Source organism: Cupriavidus sp. 05N39 (assembly GCF_056397325.1).
In genome coordinates, this window is sequence record NZ_JBFTNE010000003.1 from 68470 (window position 1) to 85550 (window position 17081).

The 17081-nt window shown below is 66.8% G+C and carries 18 protein-coding genes; 3 read left to right on the forward strand and 15 right to left on the reverse strand.

Annotated elements, in window-relative coordinates:
• Positions 1-31: 31 nt before the first annotated feature.
• Positions 32-967 (reverse strand): LysR family transcriptional regulator, encoded by a 936-nt coding sequence (locus tag AC1DN0_RS02155; protein ID WP_441630091.1) that lies wholly within the window; start codon positions 965-967, stop codon positions 32-34.
• A gap of 193 nt (positions 968-1160) precedes the next feature.
• Here AC1DN0_RS02155 and AC1DN0_RS02160 point away from each other — a divergent pair, with 193 nt between their 5' ends.
• Positions 1161-2423, forward strand: coding sequence for an acyl-CoA dehydrogenase family protein (locus AC1DN0_RS02160; RefSeq protein WP_441630093.1), 1263 nt, complete (start codon positions 1161-1163; stop codon positions 2421-2423).
• A 157-nt stretch (positions 2424-2580) separates the two neighbouring features.
• Complete coding sequence (locus AC1DN0_RS02165) at positions 2581-3273, forward strand: glutathione binding-like protein (RefSeq protein ID WP_441630095.1); 693 nt, start codon at positions 2581-2583, stop codon at positions 3271-3273.
• Between the two features lie 43 nt (positions 3274-3316).
• On the opposite strand, the gene AC1DN0_RS02170 is transcribed toward AC1DN0_RS02165, so the two are convergent.
• Positions 3317-4150, reverse strand: a complete 834-nt coding sequence (locus tag AC1DN0_RS02170; protein ID WP_441630097.1) for a hypothetical protein — start codon at positions 4148-4150, stop codon at positions 3317-3319.
• Positions 4151-4610: 460 nt separating this feature from the next.
• Here AC1DN0_RS02170 and AC1DN0_RS02175 point away from each other — a divergent pair, with 460 nt between their 5' ends.
• A complete protein-coding gene (locus AC1DN0_RS02175; protein WP_441630099.1) occupies positions 4611-4997 on the forward strand; it encodes a helix-turn-helix domain-containing protein in 387 nt (128 codons plus the stop codon).
• Positions 4998-5042: 45 nt separating this feature from the next.
• On the opposite strand, the gene AC1DN0_RS02180 is transcribed toward AC1DN0_RS02175, so the two are convergent.
• From AC1DN0_RS02180 to urtB, 13 genes are all read right to left on the reverse strand, one after another.
• A complete protein-coding gene (locus tag AC1DN0_RS02180) occupies positions 5043-6062 on the reverse strand; it encodes a threonine/serine dehydratase (protein ID WP_441630101.1) in 1020 nt (339 codons plus the stop codon).
• A 353-nt stretch (positions 6063-6415) separates the two neighbouring features.
• Positions 6416-7045: an urease accessory protein UreG gene (gene ureG, locus AC1DN0_RS02185; RefSeq protein ID WP_035868617.1), complete on the reverse strand. Its 630-nt coding sequence runs from the start codon at positions 7043-7045 to the stop codon at positions 6416-6418.
• Between the two features lie 47 nt (positions 7046-7092).
• Positions 7093-7785, reverse strand: coding sequence for an urease accessory protein UreF (locus AC1DN0_RS02190; RefSeq protein WP_477145499.1), 693 nt, complete (start codon positions 7783-7785; stop codon positions 7093-7095).
• Between the two features lie 21 nt (positions 7786-7806).
• Positions 7807-8436, reverse strand: a complete 630-nt coding sequence (gene ureE / locus AC1DN0_RS02195; protein WP_477102668.1) for an urease accessory protein UreE — start codon at positions 8434-8436, stop codon at positions 7807-7809.
• Positions 8437-8445: 9 nt separating this feature from the next.
• On the reverse strand, positions 8446-10164 hold the full coding sequence (ureC, locus tag AC1DN0_RS02200) for an urease subunit alpha (protein WP_477145500.1): 1719 nt from the start codon (positions 10162-10164) through the stop codon (positions 8446-8448).
• Positions 10164-10469 carry an urease subunit beta gene (locus AC1DN0_RS02205; protein ID WP_441630109.1) on the reverse strand — a complete coding sequence of 102 codons (306 nt, stop codon included), beginning with the start codon at positions 10467-10469 and terminating at the stop codon, positions 10164-10166. The genes ureC and AC1DN0_RS02205 overlap by 1 nt, the downstream gene beginning before the upstream one ends.
• Before the next feature lie 19 nt (positions 10470-10488).
• Positions 10489-11112: a HupE/UreJ family protein gene (locus AC1DN0_RS02210; protein WP_441630111.1), complete on the reverse strand. Its 624-nt coding sequence runs from the start codon at positions 11110-11112 to the stop codon at positions 10489-10491.
• Between the two features lie 69 nt (positions 11113-11181).
• Positions 11182-11484, reverse strand: coding sequence for an urease subunit gamma (locus tag AC1DN0_RS02215; protein ID WP_035868631.1), 303 nt, complete (start codon positions 11482-11484; stop codon positions 11182-11184).
• A gap of 55 nt (positions 11485-11539) precedes the next feature.
• Entirely contained in the window at positions 11540-12418 is an 879-nt protein-coding gene (locus AC1DN0_RS02220) for an urease accessory protein UreD (RefSeq protein ID WP_441630113.1), read from the reverse strand.
• A 211-nt stretch (positions 12419-12629) separates the two neighbouring features.
• Positions 12630-13322, reverse strand: coding sequence for an urea ABC transporter ATP-binding subunit UrtE (gene urtE / locus AC1DN0_RS02225; protein ID WP_035868638.1), 693 nt, complete (start codon positions 13320-13322; stop codon positions 12630-12632).
• A 31-nt stretch (positions 13323-13353) separates the two neighbouring features.
• A complete protein-coding gene (gene urtD / locus AC1DN0_RS02230; protein ID WP_441630117.1) occupies positions 13354-14202 on the reverse strand; it encodes an urea ABC transporter ATP-binding protein UrtD in 849 nt (282 codons plus the stop codon).
• Positions 14199-15404, reverse strand: a complete 1206-nt coding sequence (gene urtC / locus AC1DN0_RS02235) for an urea ABC transporter permease subunit UrtC (protein WP_477111100.1) — start codon at positions 15402-15404, stop codon at positions 14199-14201. Before urtC ends, urtD begins: the two co-directional genes overlap by 4 nt.
• Complete coding sequence (urtB, locus tag AC1DN0_RS02240) at positions 15404-17041, reverse strand: urea ABC transporter permease subunit UrtB (protein ID WP_441630119.1); 1638 nt, start codon at positions 17039-17041, stop codon at positions 15404-15406. Before urtB ends, urtC begins: the two co-directional genes overlap by 1 nt.
• Positions 17042-17081 lie beyond the last annotated feature (40 nt).

Below are 17081 nucleotides of genomic sequence, written 5' to 3' on the forward strand. Positions count from 1 at the left end.
CGGCGGGCCGCGCCACCCTCAGCAAAGGGAGTCAGGTCTGCGCCGCCTCGCCAAGGCCACCGCCCAGCGAGGTGATCACGGCCATCAACTGTTCTCTCAGCCAGCGATTGGCTCCGTCGTTCTCGCCGCCCGCGTGCCAGTAAAGGTGCAACTCCAGTGAGGGCACCTTGAAGGGCAGCGACAGCAGCCGGTTGGCATAGGGTTCGTTGGCGATGCGCGCGTAGCGCAGCGGCAGCGTGGCCAGCAGGTCGGTGCAGCTCACCACGCGGCAAGCCGCGGCGTAGTGCTGACAGCGCAGCCGCACCCGGCGCGTCAATCCCATCCGGTGCAGCGCCTGGTCCTCCAGGCCGGCACCACGCCGGCGCGAAGACACATGCACGTGTTCGGCGGCCAGGTAGCGGTCCAGCGTCAGTTCCTTCTTCACCAGCGGATGATCGCGGCGGGCCAGCACCACCATCGGGTCGGCCATGAAGGGCGCGTGGTGGATCGCGGGCGACACCGGCAGCAGGATATCGATGGCGGCGTCGAGCGTGCCGGCCAGCAGTTCGGACTCCATCTCGCGCCGGTCGAAGCGGATTGCCGCGATTTCCACCTGCGGCGCGACGGCGGTCACCCGCGCCATCAGGGGCGGCAGCAGGGTCGACTCCAATGCATCGCGCATGCCGATGGTGAATCGCCGCACGGTGGCCGCCGGATCGAAATGCGGCGTATCTTGCAGGGTGCGCGCGAACGATTGCAGCGCGGTGCGCACCTCGGCGGCCAGCGAGCGCGCCAGCGGCGTGGGCGCCATGCCCTGCCCGCGCCGCTCGAACAGCGGATCGTCGAACAGGTTGCGCAAGCGCCCCAGCGCATGGCTGACCGCGGGCTGGGTCAGGTTAAGCTGGCGCGCGGCGGCCGTGATGCTGCCTTCGCTATGGATAGCGTCGAACACCACGAAGAGATTCAGGTCGATCCGGGATAGCTGCATGGCAGGCATTCTGGCATGGAATGCACCGCATTGATACTGGCAAATCCAGAAAATTCATTTTTCTAATTACCTGGATTACGGTACAGTCCTCTTCAGTCGGCGCGAACCGCGTCCGCCGGTGCCGGAAACGGCGCGCAGCAACCCGCTGCGGCCCCACCGGAAACCGGCCTCATTCTGAGGTGGAGGAGACAACATGCAATTCGAGTACACGCCCAAGGTCAAGGAAATGCAGGCCCGCCTGCTGGCCTTCTTCGACAAGCACATCTATCCGAACGAAAAGCGTTTCTACGCGGAAATCCAGGCCAATCGCCAGGCCGGCAACGCCTGGGTGCCGACCAAGGTGATCGAGGAACTCAAGCCGCTGGCCCGCGAAGCCGGCCTGTGGAACCTGTTCCTGCCCCACTCCAAACGTGCCCCGGAAGGCCTGTCCAATCTCGAATACGCGCCGCTGTGCGAAATCATGGGCCGGGTGCCCTGGTCGGCCGAAGTCTTCAACTGCGCCGCGCCCGACACCGGCAACATGGAAACGCTGGAGCGCTACGCTTCGGAAGCCCTCAAGGACAAGTGGCTGGAGCCGCTGCTGCGCGGCGAGATCCGCTCGGCCTTCCTGATGACCGAGCCGGCCGTGGCCTCGTCGGACGCGACCAATATCTGCTGCAGCATCCGCCGCGACGGCGACGATTACGTGATCAACGGCACCAAGTGGTGGTCGTCGGGCGCAGGCGACCCCCGCTGCCACGTCTACATCGTGATGGGCAAGACCGATCCGGAAGCGGGCCGCCATGAGCAGCAATCGATGATCGTGGTGCCGGCCGATACGCCGGGCATCACCATCAAGCGCTTCCTGCCAGTGTTCGGCTACGACGACGCGCCGCACGGCCACATGGAAATCGAACTGAAGGACGTGCGCGTGCCGGCCGCCAACATCCTGCTGGGCGAAGGCCGCGGTTTCGAGATCGCCCAGGGCCGCCTCGGCCCGGGCCGCATCCACCACTGCATGCGCAGCATCGGCGTGGCCGAGCGCGCGCTGGAACTGCTGTGCAAGCGCGCCCTGTCGCGCGTCGCCTTCGGCAAGCCGGTGGCCGCCCAGGGCGTGACGCGCGAACGCATCGCCGAAGCCCGCTGCGAGATCGAAATGGCTCGCCTGCTGACGCTCAAGGCCGCCTACATGATGGACACCGCGGGCAACAAGGTGGCCAAGGCCGAGATCGCCATGATCAAGGTAGTGGCGCCGAACATGGCGCTGAAGGTGATCGACTGGGCCATCCAGGTGCACGGCGCCGCCGGTGTCTCGGACGATTTCCCGCTGGCTACGTGGTGGGCGCACCAGCGCACCCTGCGTCTGGCCGACGGCCCGGACGAGGTGCACCGCAATGCCATCGCCAAGCTGGAACTGGCCAAGCACATGGGCGTGAATTCGGACGAGATCAACATGCCGGTCACGCGCGGTTTCTAAGCCGCAACCCGCACCGTTGCCGGCCCTGCCGGCAACATGGAAAACGCGCAGCCTGTCTGCGCGTTTTTTTCTTCTGTGCTTAAATCGCGCGGTTCACCACGTGCCACGCCAGTGGTTGACGTGGCGGTCACCCCTTCGCAGCCAGGAGCCCCATCCGATGATCGACGTCTACAGCTGGCCTACGCCCAACGGCCACAAGGTTCACATCATGCTCGAGGAGTGCGGCCTCGAGTACAAGGTCCACCCCGTCAATATCGGCGCCGGCGACCAGTTCGAGGCCGACTTCCTCAAGATCAGCCCGAACAACAAGATCCCGGCCATCGTCGATCCCGACGGCCCCGACGGCCAGCCCATCTCGCTGTTCGAGTCCGGCGCCATTCTGCTGTACCTGGCCGGCAAGACCGGCAAGTTCCTGCCCGAAGATGTGCGCGGCAAGTACGACGCGCTGCAGTGGCTGATGTTCCAGATGGGCGGCGTCGGCCCGATGCTGGGCCAGGCGCACCATTTCCGCATGTATGCGCCCGAGAAGATCGAATACGCCATCAACCGCTACACCAATGAGGCCCGCCGCCTCTACGGCGTCATCGACAAGCAATTGTCGGAGCATGCCTGGCTGGCGGGCGACGCGTACTCCGTGGCCGACATCGCCACCTTCCCCTGGCTGCGCAGCTGGCAGAACCAGGGCGTGGAAATGGACGACTACCCGCACCTCAAGCGCTGGTTCAACGAGATCGCCGAGCGCCCGGCGGTCAAGCGCGGGGTGGAAGTGCTGGCCATGGAACGCAAGCCCATCCGCGATGAGAAGTCGCGGGAAGTCCTCTTCGGCGCCAAGCAATACCAGCGCCGCTGAGCATCCGCCCGAAGCAGCCCCGGGGGACCGCGCGCGCGTGGCGTCAATGCAGACAGACGGACCGCAGCGCGGCCTCGCCCACCACATGCGCCGGCGCCTGCAGGCAGCACAGCAGGCTCGCCACGGGATGGAGCGCATCGATCCGATACGTTTCATCGGGATCCGGCGCGAAGACCATGCCGGGCTGCAGGTAGGCCACCTCGCGCTCGGCATGCGGCCAGGGCGAATGCCACTGCAGGCACAGCGTCCCCTCATGGCAGGCCGCCCAGTTCAGCCCGCCCGCGCGCAGGCGCATCGCCCATTCCGGCTCGCCCTCCCCAAGCGAGACAAAGGCCGCGTTGACCCGCAGCACGCCAGGCGCGGAACGCGCCTGGCCTTCGGCCAGCCCTGGCGCGAAGCATCCCGAGCGCACCGACACGCCGCTCACCTCGATCGTCTCGGCGCCGGGTGTAGCCCGCCAGCGCTCCGCCTGGCCCGTGGCAAACGCATCGTAGCTGCTGGTGATGCCCGCCCCCACCAGCCCGACGGCATTGGGATCCAGGATGGCGCGGATCATTACGGCGTCCTGCAGCACCGCCAGATCCAGGCGCTCGGCCTGACGCAGCGCGTACAAGCCGCCGGCGGACAACAGCACGGGGGCGCCGCCCACCGGCGTCAGCTTGATGGTGCCGTACAGACAGGCCCACCACTCGGCACGGGCGGTGACGATACCTGACTGCATCGCGCCCTCCGGCAGGAAGATGTAGTCGCCGCTGCTGCCCAGCCCGGCGGCCTCCGGCACCACCCTCACCTGCAAACCGACGCGCAACTGCGAAGCGCTTCCGCCCGCCAGTATTTCGCCGCGCATCTGTGCGTCGAACAACGAAAAAATACGCATGGCACTTCCTTCTCCGCGTAGTGGAAAAATGCAGCGCCGCGCTTCCCCGTGGGTTGGAGTCCCCGATGTCGTGATGCCCAAGGCTTTGGTTGCCTGGTTTCTTGGTTTCTTGGTTTTCTGGTTTTGCCGCTGCCTGGCCGCCCGGTATCGGCTCGCACAGGTGCCCGGCAGCGTTCGTAACACTCGGAAAAGCTTTTACCGAGCACTCGCGGGCATCATCCACAGGTTTTCCGAACGCATGCCGCCTGCAGCAGGCGCCAACGTATTCGCCAATGGCAACCGCGATAAAAAACGGCCGAAACCTCTTCAAACGAGGGGCAAAACCGAGCGTTCCTGCCCATCGACCATGCCAGCACTCTGCGTGTCTCGCCCAGTAACCTATAGTGCGTCCTACTATAAAGCGTCGCCACAAAGAGGTCAATAACTTAGCCTCGACCCGTTCTCCATTACGCATAGAGCCATGGTCGGTGATCCTCTCAAGCTGTTTGGACTGCACCTTGCGGAGTTGCGCAAACAGCGTGGCTGGTCGCAGGAGAAGCTTGCTCTCGAAAGCGGAATGGCACGCTCCTACCTGAGCGGTATCGAGCGCGGGATGCGCAACGTTTCCCTGATCAATATCTGCGCGCTGGCAGGCACGCTCGGCGTAAGCGCCAGTGAAATGCTCAACTTCAACAGCGGTGACGGCCAGAGCGGCGCCCTCGTGCTGGAGCAGAAGTGCGCCGAGTTCAATATCACGCCGGCGCAGCGTGTCACCGTGCGCCATATGGCACTGATGACCGACACCGAGCAGGATGTGATCGCGTCGGTGGCGCGCACAATCGCCGTCCGGGCCATGCAGCAGACCTAGCGGCCCGGCGCCCAGAGCGCCCCGGGCCGCGCGCGGCAGCCAGGCTCAGCCGGCGGCGGCCGGCGCATCCACTGCCAGCAGTTCGGCAAAGCGTGCCGCGTCGAGGTTGGCCCCGCACACGATCAGCGCCACCTTTTTCCCCGCCAGTGTTTCGCGCAGCGGCCCCAGCAACGCCGCGGTGGACACCGCCGTAGCCGGCTCCGTGGCCAGCTTCATGTCGCGGTAGAGGATGCGCATGGCGTCACGTATCGCCGCGTCGGATACCCGCACCATGCCGTCGACAAACTGGCGGCACACGCCGTAGCTGTAATCGAGCGCATACGGCGCGCCCAGGCTGTCGGCAATCGTCCTGACCCGCTCCAGGGCCTGCGGCCGCCCGGCCTCGAAGCTGCGGTTCATGGCATCGGCGCCATCCGGCTCGGCCCCATAGACCCGGCAGGCCGGATTGATCTGCTTGACCGCCGCGGCGATGCCGCCGCACAGCCCGCCGCCGCCCACCGGCACCACCACCGCATCTAGCCCGCTCACCTGGCGCATCAGTTCCAGCCCCACGGTCGCGGTGCCCTGCGCGATCAGCGGGCCGTCGTACGGGTGCACCATGGTGCGCCCCTCCTGCTCGACCAGTTGCAGCGCGTGGTCGAAGGCCGCGTGTATGTCCGGTAACAACAGCACCTCGGCCCCGGCCTCGCGGCAGGCGGCCATGCGCGCCGGACTGGCGCTGGCCGGCATCGCCAGCTTGGCGCCAACGCCAGCCACCTTTGCCGCGTGGGCTACCGCCATGGCATGGTTGCCCGCACTGGCCGCCACCACGCCACGCGCGCGCGCCGCGCCGTCCATGCGCTCGATACTGTTGAGCGCGCCGCGCAGCTTGAAGGTGCCGGTGATCTGGAACAGTTCCAGCTTGAGCCATACCTCGGTGGCGGGATCGAGCTGCTGCATGGCGCCGGTCTGCCAGCGCCACACGGGCGTCTCCAGCACCTTGCCCTGGAGCCGGCGCGCGGTCTCCTGGATGTCGGGCAGGCTGGGATAGCGGGCGTGCGCGCGCAGGTCGGAAAGATCGGACATCGGGTGTTCTCCATCGAATCGGTTGGTCGCGTGCAGGCCCCATGGCCGTGCACGGCAAGGGAGGGACCACGGGCCACCGAGCACCAGCCAAAGCCGCAGCTCAGCGACCCCGGATAATTCGAATAATGGAGAACGAGAAGGAGGAGGACAGGCGGGACGTGGGCTGCCCGGCGCCCGCGCATGCAGCGGCGCCACCGGTAGCGGTGTCGCGGCAATGCGAAGAAGGGGCGGGCGATGTCGACGTCATGGACCGGCCAGTATGCCACAAGCGGTGGCCACCGCAAACACGGAGCAGGGCCGCGCCGACATGCGGTACGCGCCGTCGTTGAAGACGCGATTGCGGCGGCCGCGCGTTACACGCCCAGCATGCCCTGGCGCTCGATAAAGGCGATCACCTGGTCCAGCCCCTGCCCCGACTTCACGCTGCCCATCACGAACGGGCGTACGCCGCGCATCTTGCGCGCATCGCTTTCCATGATGTCCAGGTTGGCGCCCACATAGGGGGCCAGGTCGGTCTTGTTGATCACCAGCAGGTCCGACTTGGTGATGCCGGGGCCGCCCTTGCGCGGGATCTTCTCGCCGCCGGCCACGTCGATCACGTAGATGGTCAGGTCCGACAACTCCGGGCTGAAGGTGGCGGCAAGATTGTCGCCGCCGGACTCGATGAAGACGATATCGGCATCGGGAAACTTCGCCAGCATGCGGTCGACCGCCTCCAGGTTGATCGAGGCATCTTCGCGGATCGCGGTATGCGGGCAGCCGCCCGTTTCCACGCCCATGATGCGCTCGGCCGGCAGGGCCCCGGAGATGGTCAGCAGCCGCTGGTCTTCCTTGGTGTAGATATCGTTGGTGATGGCGACCAGGTCATAGCGCTCGCGCATGGCCTTGCACAGCATCTCCAGCAAGGTGGTCTTGCCGGAACCGACGGGGCCGCCCACGCCGACGCGCAACGGGGGATTCTTCTTGGTACGGGCCTGGGTCATGATGAGAGTCTTGTCCTGGTAATCGTCTGGTTGCCGCGGTGGCCCGCTCAGGAACGGAACAGCCGGGAGTATTGCGTTTCGTGCCGCGCGGACAGCAGGCCCAGCATCGGGGAAAAAGTAGACAGCATTGGCGGCTCGGCATCGGYGCGGCGCACCGCCTCGTCGACGGTTGCGAGCACCGCGGGATGCAGCCGGCGCAGGATGTGCTGCCCCGCCACCTGGCCCAGCGGCACCGCCTTGAGGGCGGCGGACACCTGGTTCTCGGCCCAGCTGAAGCAATAGGCCGCCAGCCCGTCGCGCTCGCCAACGTCCAGCGCCACGCAAGCCGCGGCGAAGGCGGTCGGCAGGCATACCGGCGACAGCACCGCGAGCTGCGCGCGCAGTGCGGCGTCGCCCCACTCCATCTGCGCCACCAGCCGGGCCAGCGACCAGCCCATCTGCTCGGTCTCCAGCCGCAGCTCCGCGCTCTCGCGCGTGGCGTGGAACCAGTTGTTCCATTCGGCCAGGCGCGTCGCGTCCAGTGTGCGCCAATGGCGATAGAGCAGCAGCCACACCGGTGCCTCGCACTGCGACTGCACATCCAGCAGGTTGCTGCGCACCCATTGCTCCGCGCTGCCGGCATCGCGCACGATGCCGCAGTCGATGGCCGCCTCCAGCCCTTGCGAATAGCTGAAGCCGCCGATCGGCAGCGCGGGGGAGGCCAGGTGCAGCAGGGAGATGAGCTGGGAGAGTTGGGTCATGGAACGACTGCGCACTGAAGGTCAGTGCTTGTGCCCGCAATGCTCGTCATGGACATGCGGCGCAAGATCGTGGTCGTGCTTATGACCATGTTCATGGCTGTGCGCGTGCCCGTGGTCATGCTCATGCTCATGCCCGTGATGCTCATGAAACACCGCCTGCGCCGCGGCGTAGTCCTCGGCGAAAGTGGCATCGTGACCGTGCTTGTGCCCGCCGCCGTAGGCGCCGGCCTCGGGCTCGAACGGCAGCTCGGCGCGCTCGGCCTGCACGCCAAGGCGGGCCAGCATGTCCGCCAGCACCGGGTCGTACTCCAGCCGCAGGTAGTCGCGCCCCACTTCCACCGGCGTGTGCCGGTTGCCCAGGTGATAGGCCGCGCGCATCAGCGCCTGCGGATCACTGGCTCCCACCTGCAGCACGGACTCCGGCGCGGCGAGCACCTCGACGAAGACTCCGCTCTCGGTGACCAGCAGATCGCCGCCGCGCAGCACGGTGCCGCGCGGCAGAAACAAGGCGACTTCCTCTCCGCTATCGAGGGTGGCGCGCAGGCGGCTCTTGCTGCGCTCGGCGAAAGGCAGCACCAGCTTGGGCGCGCGGCGCACCAGCACGGCGGCGATGCCATGCGGGGCGCTGAGGTGTTTGTCGATCTTTTGCAAAGGGGGCCTTCAAAAAAGGAAATAGCGCTGCGCCATCGGCAGCACGGTAGCCGGCTCGCAGATCAGCAACTGGCCGTCGGCCACCACCTGGTACGTCTCGGGATCCACCGTGACGTTCGGCTGCCAGTCATTGTGCACCATGTCGCGCTTGCTGACGGTGCGCGTACCGCGTACCGCCGAAAGCACCTTCTCCAGTCCATAGCGGCCGCCCACATCGGCTGCCAGCGCGGCCTGCGAGACAAAGGTCAGCGAAGACTTGTGCAGGGCCCGGCCGGCAGCGGCGAACATCGGCCGGTAGTGCACCGGCTGCGGCGTCGGGATCGATGCGTTGGGATCTCCCATCGCTGCCGCGGCGATCATCCCACCCTTGAGGATCAGGCTCGGCTTGACGCCGAAGAAGGCCGGCTTCCACAGCACGAGGTCGGCCCACTTCCCCACCTCGATCGAGCCCACCTCATGCGCGATGCCGTGCGTGAGCGCGGGGTTGATGGTGTACTTGGCGATGTAGCGCTTGACGCGGAAATTGTCATGCCCGCCGCGCGCATCTCCGGGATCGCCGGGCAGCTTGCCGCGCTGCGCGGCCATCTTGTGCGCGGTCTGCCAGGTGCGGATGATGACCTCGCCGACCCGGCCCATGGCCTGCGAGTCGCTGGAGATCATCGAGAASGCGCCSAGRTCGTGCAGGATGTCCTCGGCSGCRATSGTCTCGCGGCGGATGCGSSWYTCCGCGAARGCGATRTCCTCGGCRATCGMCGGRTCCAGGTGATGGCASACCATCAGCATGTCGAGGTGTTCGTCGAGCGTGTTGATGGTGTAGGGCCGCGTCGGGTTGGTCGACGACGGCAATACGTTGGGCTCGCCGCACACCTTGATGATGTCTGGCGCGTGGCCGCCGCCCGCGCCTTCGGTGTGGTACGTATGAATGGTGCGGCCCTTGAACGCAGCCACCGTAGCCTCGACGAAACCGGCCTCGTTGAGCGTATCGGTATGAATCGCCACCTGCGTATCGGTGGCATCCGCCACGCCCAGGCAGGTGTCGATCGCCGCCGGCGTGGTGCCCCAGTCTTCATGCAGCTTGAGCCCGATGGCGCCGGCCTCGACCTGCTCCGTCAGCGGCCCCGGCTGGCTGGCGTTGCCCTTGCCGAGCAGGCCGATATTCATCGGATAAGCCTCGACCGCCTGCAGCATGCGCTCCATGAACCAGGGGCCAGGCGTCACGGTGGTGGCAAACGTCCCCGTCGCGGGCCCGGTGCCGCCGCCGATCATGGTGGTGACGCCGCTCATCAGCGCTTCTTCGATCTGCTGCGGGCAGATGAAGTGGATGTGGCTGTCGATGCCGCCGGCGGTGACGATCATGCCCTCGCCCGCGATCACTTCGGTGCCGGGACCGACGACGATGGTCACGCCTGGCTGGATGTCCGGATTGCCGGCCTTGCCGATCGACGCGATGCGGCCATCCTTGAGACCGATGTCGGCCTTGACGATGCCCCAGTGATCGACGATCAGCGCATTGGTGATGACGGTGTCGACGCAGTCCTTCGCCATGCGCTGGCTCTGCCCCATGCCGTCGCGGATCACCTTGCCACCGCCGAACTTCACCTCCTCGCCGTAGATGGTGAAGTCCTTCTCCACCTCGATGATGAGCCCGGTGTCGGCCAGCCGCAGGCGGTCGCCGGTGGTGGGGCCGAACATCTCGGCATAGGCCTGCCTGGAGATTTTCACGCTCATCACAGCGCTCCCATGATCTTGCCGTTGAAGCCGTAGACGATGCGCGCGCCGGCCAGCGCCACCAGCTCCACCGTGCGGCTCTGGCCCGGCTCGAAGCGCACCGCGGTGCCGGCGGCGATATTGAGCCGGAAACCGCGGGTGGCCTCGCGGTCGAAATCCAGCGCGGGATTGGTCTCGTAGAAATGGAAATGCGAGCCGACCTGGACCGGACGGTCGCCGGTGTTGGCCACCGTCACGCTCACCGTGGGGCGGCCGGCATTGAGTTCGATCTCGCCCTCTGCGGGCATCAGTTCACCGGGGATCATGCTGGTTTCCTTGTCGAGATCAGGCAACCATCAGGCCGACGCCATAGAGCGCCACGCCGGCGCCCGCCAGCCGTGCCAGCCAACCGGCCTGGCGGCGCAGCGCGCCGCCCAGGCCGATGCCGGCCAGGTGCAGCGTCATGGTGGCGACAGCGAAGCCGCCGACATAGGCCACCACCGCGGGCAACGCGCCAGCCGTGGCCGGCAGCTCGGCGCCATGCGCGTAGCCATGAAAGACGGCGAAGCCCCCGACGATGGCCATGCCCGCCCACGCCGGCAGCCTGGCACGCAGCGCCACCAGCACGCCGATCACCAGCAGCGATGCGGCAATCATCGGCTCCACCAGCGGCAGGCCGAGGCCGCTCAGCCCGAGCGCCGCGCCGGCCAGCATCAGTGCAACGAACACAAAAGGCATGCGCAGCGCCTCGCGCGGCGAGCGTGCTCCCAGCGCGCTCCACACGCCCACGCCCGCCATGGCGAGCAAGTGGTCCATGCCGGTGAAGGGATGCAGCAGGCCCGCCCACAGGCTGGCGCCGACCGTGGCGGCATCGTGGCCGGGATGGGCGAAGGCCGCGGCGCTGGCAAGCGCCAGCGGGACACCCGCCATGGCGGCCCTGGCGGCGCGCGAGCGATTGGAACGGTTCATGTCTTGACCTCGTGTTTTCGTTCAGTGGTTCGGCAGGCCTGGCGTGCGCAAGCAAAGCGCTCGCCCGTCTCAGACGATCGGATGATGCACAGTGACCAGCTTGGTGCCATCGGGGAAGGTGGCTTCCACCTGGATCTCGGGGATCAGTTCGGCCACCCCCTCCATCACATCTTCGCGCGTGAGCACCGTGGTGCCTTCGTGCATCAGCTCGGCCACGGTGCGGCCATCGCGCGCGCCTTCCATGATGGCCGCCGTGATCAGGGCCACCGCCTCGGGATAGTTGAGCTTGAGCCCGCGCGCGCGGCGGCGCTCGGCCAGCAGCGCGGCGGTGAAGATCAACAGCTTGTCCTTCTCTCGCGGAGTCAGTTCCATCTTGGTATTCCCGTAGTTTCTTGTTCTGCATGTCCGGTACGCGGCCGGCAAGCGCCTACGTCGCCCACAGCCTCAGCGGCCTGGCGGCAACGCCGTGGATGGGCTCGCGCAATGCGCTCCATGCGCTTACCATCAGATGCCTGACCGCCTCCATCTGCGCACCCAGCACGCGCAGCAGCAGCATGGACTGGCCATCCTGCTCAAACCGCGTCACGCCGGCACGCAGGTCCGGCCCATACGGCAGCCGTTCGGCAAGCGCTTCGGCCAGTTCCTGCGTGGCACCCTCGCCCACCGCCCACAGCGTGCCCATCACATTGAGCCCATCCAGCCCGGCCACCGCATGCCGCAGCGCGGAGCCGGCGTCCAGTTGCGCGCTTTCGATCCACAGCGGGCGCGTACCGCCATTCACCGTGGTCTCCATGACCAGCGATCCGCGCGCCCACGTTTCGCCGCTGGCCTGGCGGCCCAGCACGACGGCATCCCAGCCGATCGCGCTGGCGCCGGGCGCCACCGTCACGGTGGTGGCAAGGCGCGCGTGCGCGTCGTCGAATACGATGTTTTCCTGCGGCAGCCAGTCCACCCGCGCGCCGGCTTGCAGCGTCAGCGTGACGCGTTGCGCGGCCTCGCGGCCGAGCGACTTGTACCACTTGGTGGCGCCGGGCGTCGCCAGCACCGCATGGGCGCCCGCCTCCACCGTCACCTCGATCTCCAGGCTGTCGCCGCCGGCCACGCCGGCGGGCGGATGCAGGATCACCACGTGGCAGATCGCCCCCCCTGCGCCCTCTGGATAGAGCGGCTTTTGCACCAGCAATGGCCCCCGGTGGCGGCGCTCGGCCAGCACACTGCGTTCGCCGCGCGCGGCAAACCGCAGGCGCAGGCTGGCCTCCCATGCGGGCGGCACGGCAAGGGTCGAAGGAAAGTCTGGATGACGCATGGGCGATGGAAAGGCGGACGCTGCCGGTGATGCGTGGCGCGCTCGATGCGGGCATCATAGCGCGGGGTCGGTGCGGCTGGAAGCGGTATTGTCGGCGCGCGGCATCTGGCGGATTGGCATGCTCTTCGCTACTGCCGACGCAAGCTCTCTGCCCCGGCAGCCGCTTTATGTTCAGCCACGGCTCTCTCGCCGGACAAACCCACGACCTCGCTTACACCGCGATCAGCTCCCGCACCCCCTCCTCTTCCATTCTTGCCCCCTCCCCTCTCGCCACCACCTCACCGCGGCTCATCACGACGTAGTGATCCGCCAGATGCCGGGCGAACTCGTAATACTGTTCCACCAGCAGCACCGTCATGCCGAACTCGTCCACCAGCAGCCGCAGCGCGCGGCCGATGTCCTGGATGATGGAAGGCTGGATGCCCTCGGTCGGCTCGTCCAGGATCAGCAGCTCCGGCTCGCTCATCAACGCGCGGCCGATTGCCAGTTGCTGCTGCTGGCCGCCCGAGAGATCGCCGCCCCGGCGCTGGCGCATGCTGCGCAACACCGGGAACAACTGGTAGATCCGGTCGGGCACGCCGGCCGGGCGCTTCAGGCTCGCGGCGCCGATCAGCAGGTTCTCCTCCACCGTCAGGCGCGGGAATATCTCGCGTCCCTGCGGCACGTAGGCGAGCCCGGATGCCACGCGCTCGTACGGCGGCTTCTTTTCCAGCGCGTGCCCCGCCCAGCTGATGCTGCCGCTCCTCGTGGGCACCACGCCCATCAGGCATTTGAGCAGGGTGCTCTTGCCCACGCCGTTACGGCCCAGCAAGGTCGTCAGCTTGCCTTGCGGCACCTCGAAGGTGACATTGCGCAGGATGTGGCTGCCGCCGTAGAACTGGTTGAGTGCATTGACCTGCAACATGGTTTGGTTTCCTTTATCTACGCGTGCGCGCTTACCGGCCCAGATAGGATTCGATCACGCGCTCCTCGCGCTTGACGGCGTCGAGCGTGCCTTCGGCCAGCACGCTGCCTTCGGCCAGCACCGTGACCTTGCCGCTATCGCCGGCCAGCGCCGCGACAAATTCCATGTCGTGCTCCACCACCATCATTGAGCAGGTGCCGCGCAGGCTGTTCAGCAGCTGGGCCAGTTGCATGGTTTCCTCGTCGGTCATGCCGGCCACCGGCTCGTCGAGCAGCAGCAACTGCGGTTGCTGCATCAGCAGCATGCCGATCTCGAGCCGCTGCTTCTGCCCATGCGACAGCATGCCGGCCGGGCGATACGCTTCATCTTCCAGCCCCGTCAACGCCAGCGTTTCCTCGATGCGGCGATGCCCTTGCGCCCCCAGGCGCGCCCGCAAGGAAGAGAACCAGCGCTTGTCGCCCTTCATCGCCAGTTCCAGGTTCTCCCACACCTCGTGCTGCTCGAACACGGTGGGCTTCTGGAACTTGCGGCCGATGCCGGTCTGCGCGATCTTGGGCTCGGTCATGCGCATCAGGTCGATGCTCTGCCCGAGGAACACGCGCCCGCTCACATTGGCATTGCGTGGCCCGGTCTTGCCGGTGATCACGTCCATCATCGTGGTCTTGCCCGCGCCATTGGGACCGATCACGCAGCGCAGTTCGCCGTGGTCGATCGACAGCGTGAGCTGGTTGAGCGCGCGGAAGCCATCGAACTGCACAGTCACGTCTTCCAGGTAAAGGATGGGACCGTGCGAGACATCGATGACGCCGGGCTCCAGCACGCGGCCGAGGCCGGTGGTGCCCCCGCTTTCCGCCTGCTGCGCTCCGAGTGCGGCGTTCATGCTTCACCTCCGCTGCGGGTAACTTTGGCCGGCGCGCCGGCCGATGTGCCTTGTGCAACCGGGTGCCTGGCACGCATGCCGCGCACGCGCTTGATCAGGCCGATCACGCCGTCCGGCAGGTACAGCGTGACCAGCACGAACATCGCGCCCAGCAGGAACAGCCAGTACTCGGCGAAATAAGCCGTGAACATCGTCTTGGCGCCGTTGACAAGGAAGGCGCCGATGATCGGGCCGATCAGCGTGCCGCGTCCGCCCACGGCGACCCACACCGCCATCTCGATGGAGTTGGCCGGCGACATCTCGCCCGGGTTGATGATGCCCACCTGCGGCACGTAAAGCGCGCCGGCAATGCCGCATAGCACCGCCGAGAACGTCCACACGAAGAGCTTGTAGCCAAGCGGGTTGTAGCCGGAGAACATCACGCGCATCTCCGCATCGCGCACCGCCGTCACCACGCGGCCAAGCTTGGAGGTGACGATGTAGCGGCAGGCGATAAAGCCGGCCAGCAAGGCAAGGAACGTCAGCACGAACAGCGCGGTACGGGTTTCGGGCGCGGCCACGGCAAAACCGGCGATGCGCTTGAAATCGGTGAAGCCGTTGTTGCCGCCGAAGCCGGTCTCGTTGCGGAAGAACAGCAGCATCGCGGCATAGGTCATGGCCTGCGTGATGATGGACAGGTACACACCCTTGATGCGCGAGCGGAAGGCGAAGAAGCCGAACAGCCACGCCAGCACGCCGGGCACCAGCACCACCAGCAGCATGGCGTAGCCAAGATGTTCGGTGCCATGCCAGAACCACGGCAACTCCTTCCAGTCGAGGAAGACCATGAAGTCCGGCAGGTCGCTTTTGTAGACACCTTCACGGCCGATGGCGCGCATCAGGTACATGCCCATGGCATAGCCGCCGAGCGCGAAGAACAGCCCGTGGCCCAGGCTGAGGATGCCGCAGTAGCCCCACACCAGGTCCAGCGCGATCGCGGCCAGCGCAAAGCACATGATCTTGCCGATCAGCGTCAGCGCATAGGCCGACAGATGCATCGGATGGCCTTCGGGCAACAGCAGCGCGCACACCGGCACGCCGATGCCCGCCACCAGCGCGATCGCCAGCAGCGCCGCCCAGCCGCGGCCCGAGAACAGCGGCTGGCGTTCCGGCACCGCCAGCCGGAATCCGGTCGCGGATTGTTTCGATGTTGAAGTCTGCATCATGCCTCCGCGCTGCGCCCTTTGAGCGCGAACAGTCCTTGCGGGCGCTTCTGGATGAAGAGCACGATCAGCACCAGGACAAAGATCTTGGCCAGCACCGCACCGTAGAACGGCTCGATGAACTTGTTGATAAGGCCCAGCCCGAAGGCACCGATGATGGTGCCCGCCAGTTGCCCCACGCCGCCCAGCACCACTACCATGAAGGAGTCGATGATGTAGGCCTGCCCGAGGTCGGGCCCCACATTACCGATCTGCGACAAGGCGCAGCCACCGAGCCCGGCAATGCCCGCACCGAACGCGAAAGCGTAGCTATCCACTTTCCAGGTGCGCACGCCCACGCAGGCCGCCATGGTGCGGTTCTGCGTGGTGGCGCGCACGAACAGGCCCAGGCGGGTGCGGTTGAGCACGGCCCATGCCACCGCCACCACCGCCAGCGCGAACACGATGATGATCATGCGGTTGTAGGGCAACACCATCCCCGGCAGCCATTCAACGCCACCGCTCATCCAGGAGGGATTGGCCACTTCCACGTTCTGCGCGCCGAACAGCGTGCGCACCGCCTGCATCAGCAGCAGGCTCACGCCAAACGTCGCCAGCAGCGTTTCCAGCGGACGGCCGTAGAGATGGCGCAGCACCAGCCGCTCCAGCACGAAGCCAACCACGGCCGATGCCAGGAACGATGCTGGCAGCGCAAAAAGCAGGTACCAGTCGAAGGCACCGGCGAAATGCGCCCGGAATACGCCTTGCACCATATAGGTGGCGTACGCGCCGATCATCAGGAATTCTCCGTGCGCCATATTGATGACGCCGATCAGGCCATAGGTAATGGCCAGGCCCAGCGCGGCCAGCAGCAGCACGCTGCCCAGGCTCAGGCCGGCGAAGAGGTTGCCGATGAGTTCGGCGCGGCGCTGGTCGCCGCGCAGGGCATCGAGCGCCTGCTGGGCGGCGCCTCGCAGTTCGGCGTCGGGCTCGCGGTATTTGCCGGCTTCGTCACGCTCCAGCAGTGGCTGCAGCTTCTGCCGGCTTTGCGGATTGCTGTCGCGCCCGAGAATATGAATGGCTTCCAGCCGTTCGTCGCGATTGCCCTCGGCCAGCACGATATTGGCCCAGATCACATCGAGCTTGGCACGCAGGCCGGCATCGGCCTCGGCCTTGCGCGCGGCTTCCACCACCGGGCGCGAGGCGCTGCCGGGCTGGTCCAGCAGCGTGTTGACGGCCTGCGTGCGCACCGCCGCATCGGGCGATTGCAGCAGCGTGCTGCTGGCGGCACTGTCCACCAGCGCGCGCAGGCTGTTGTTAAGGGTCAGCGCTTCGAGCGCATCGGGCTTGACCGTGACCGGTTTGCCGCTGATGGCGTCCACCAGCTTGTCGCCGTCCTGGCGCACCATGCCGACGCCGGGCGCGTATTGCAGCGTATCGTCTTGCAGCGCCTTGAGAATGGGGCCCGCCTCCGCCACCGGCGCCTTGGTGAGCGCGGTGATGGCGGCAGTCTTGGCATCGAAGTCGTCTTCGGCCAGTGGCTTCAGGTCGGCCTGCGTCAGCGGCGCGGCCCACAGCGGGCACGCGGCGAGCAGCAGCAACGCTGCCAGCATGGCGCGCAACCGTGAAGCGAAAGAGAACGATAAGGGTCGGTGCATAAGGTTTGCGATCGCGCGCAGGAAGCGCGCGACCACCTTG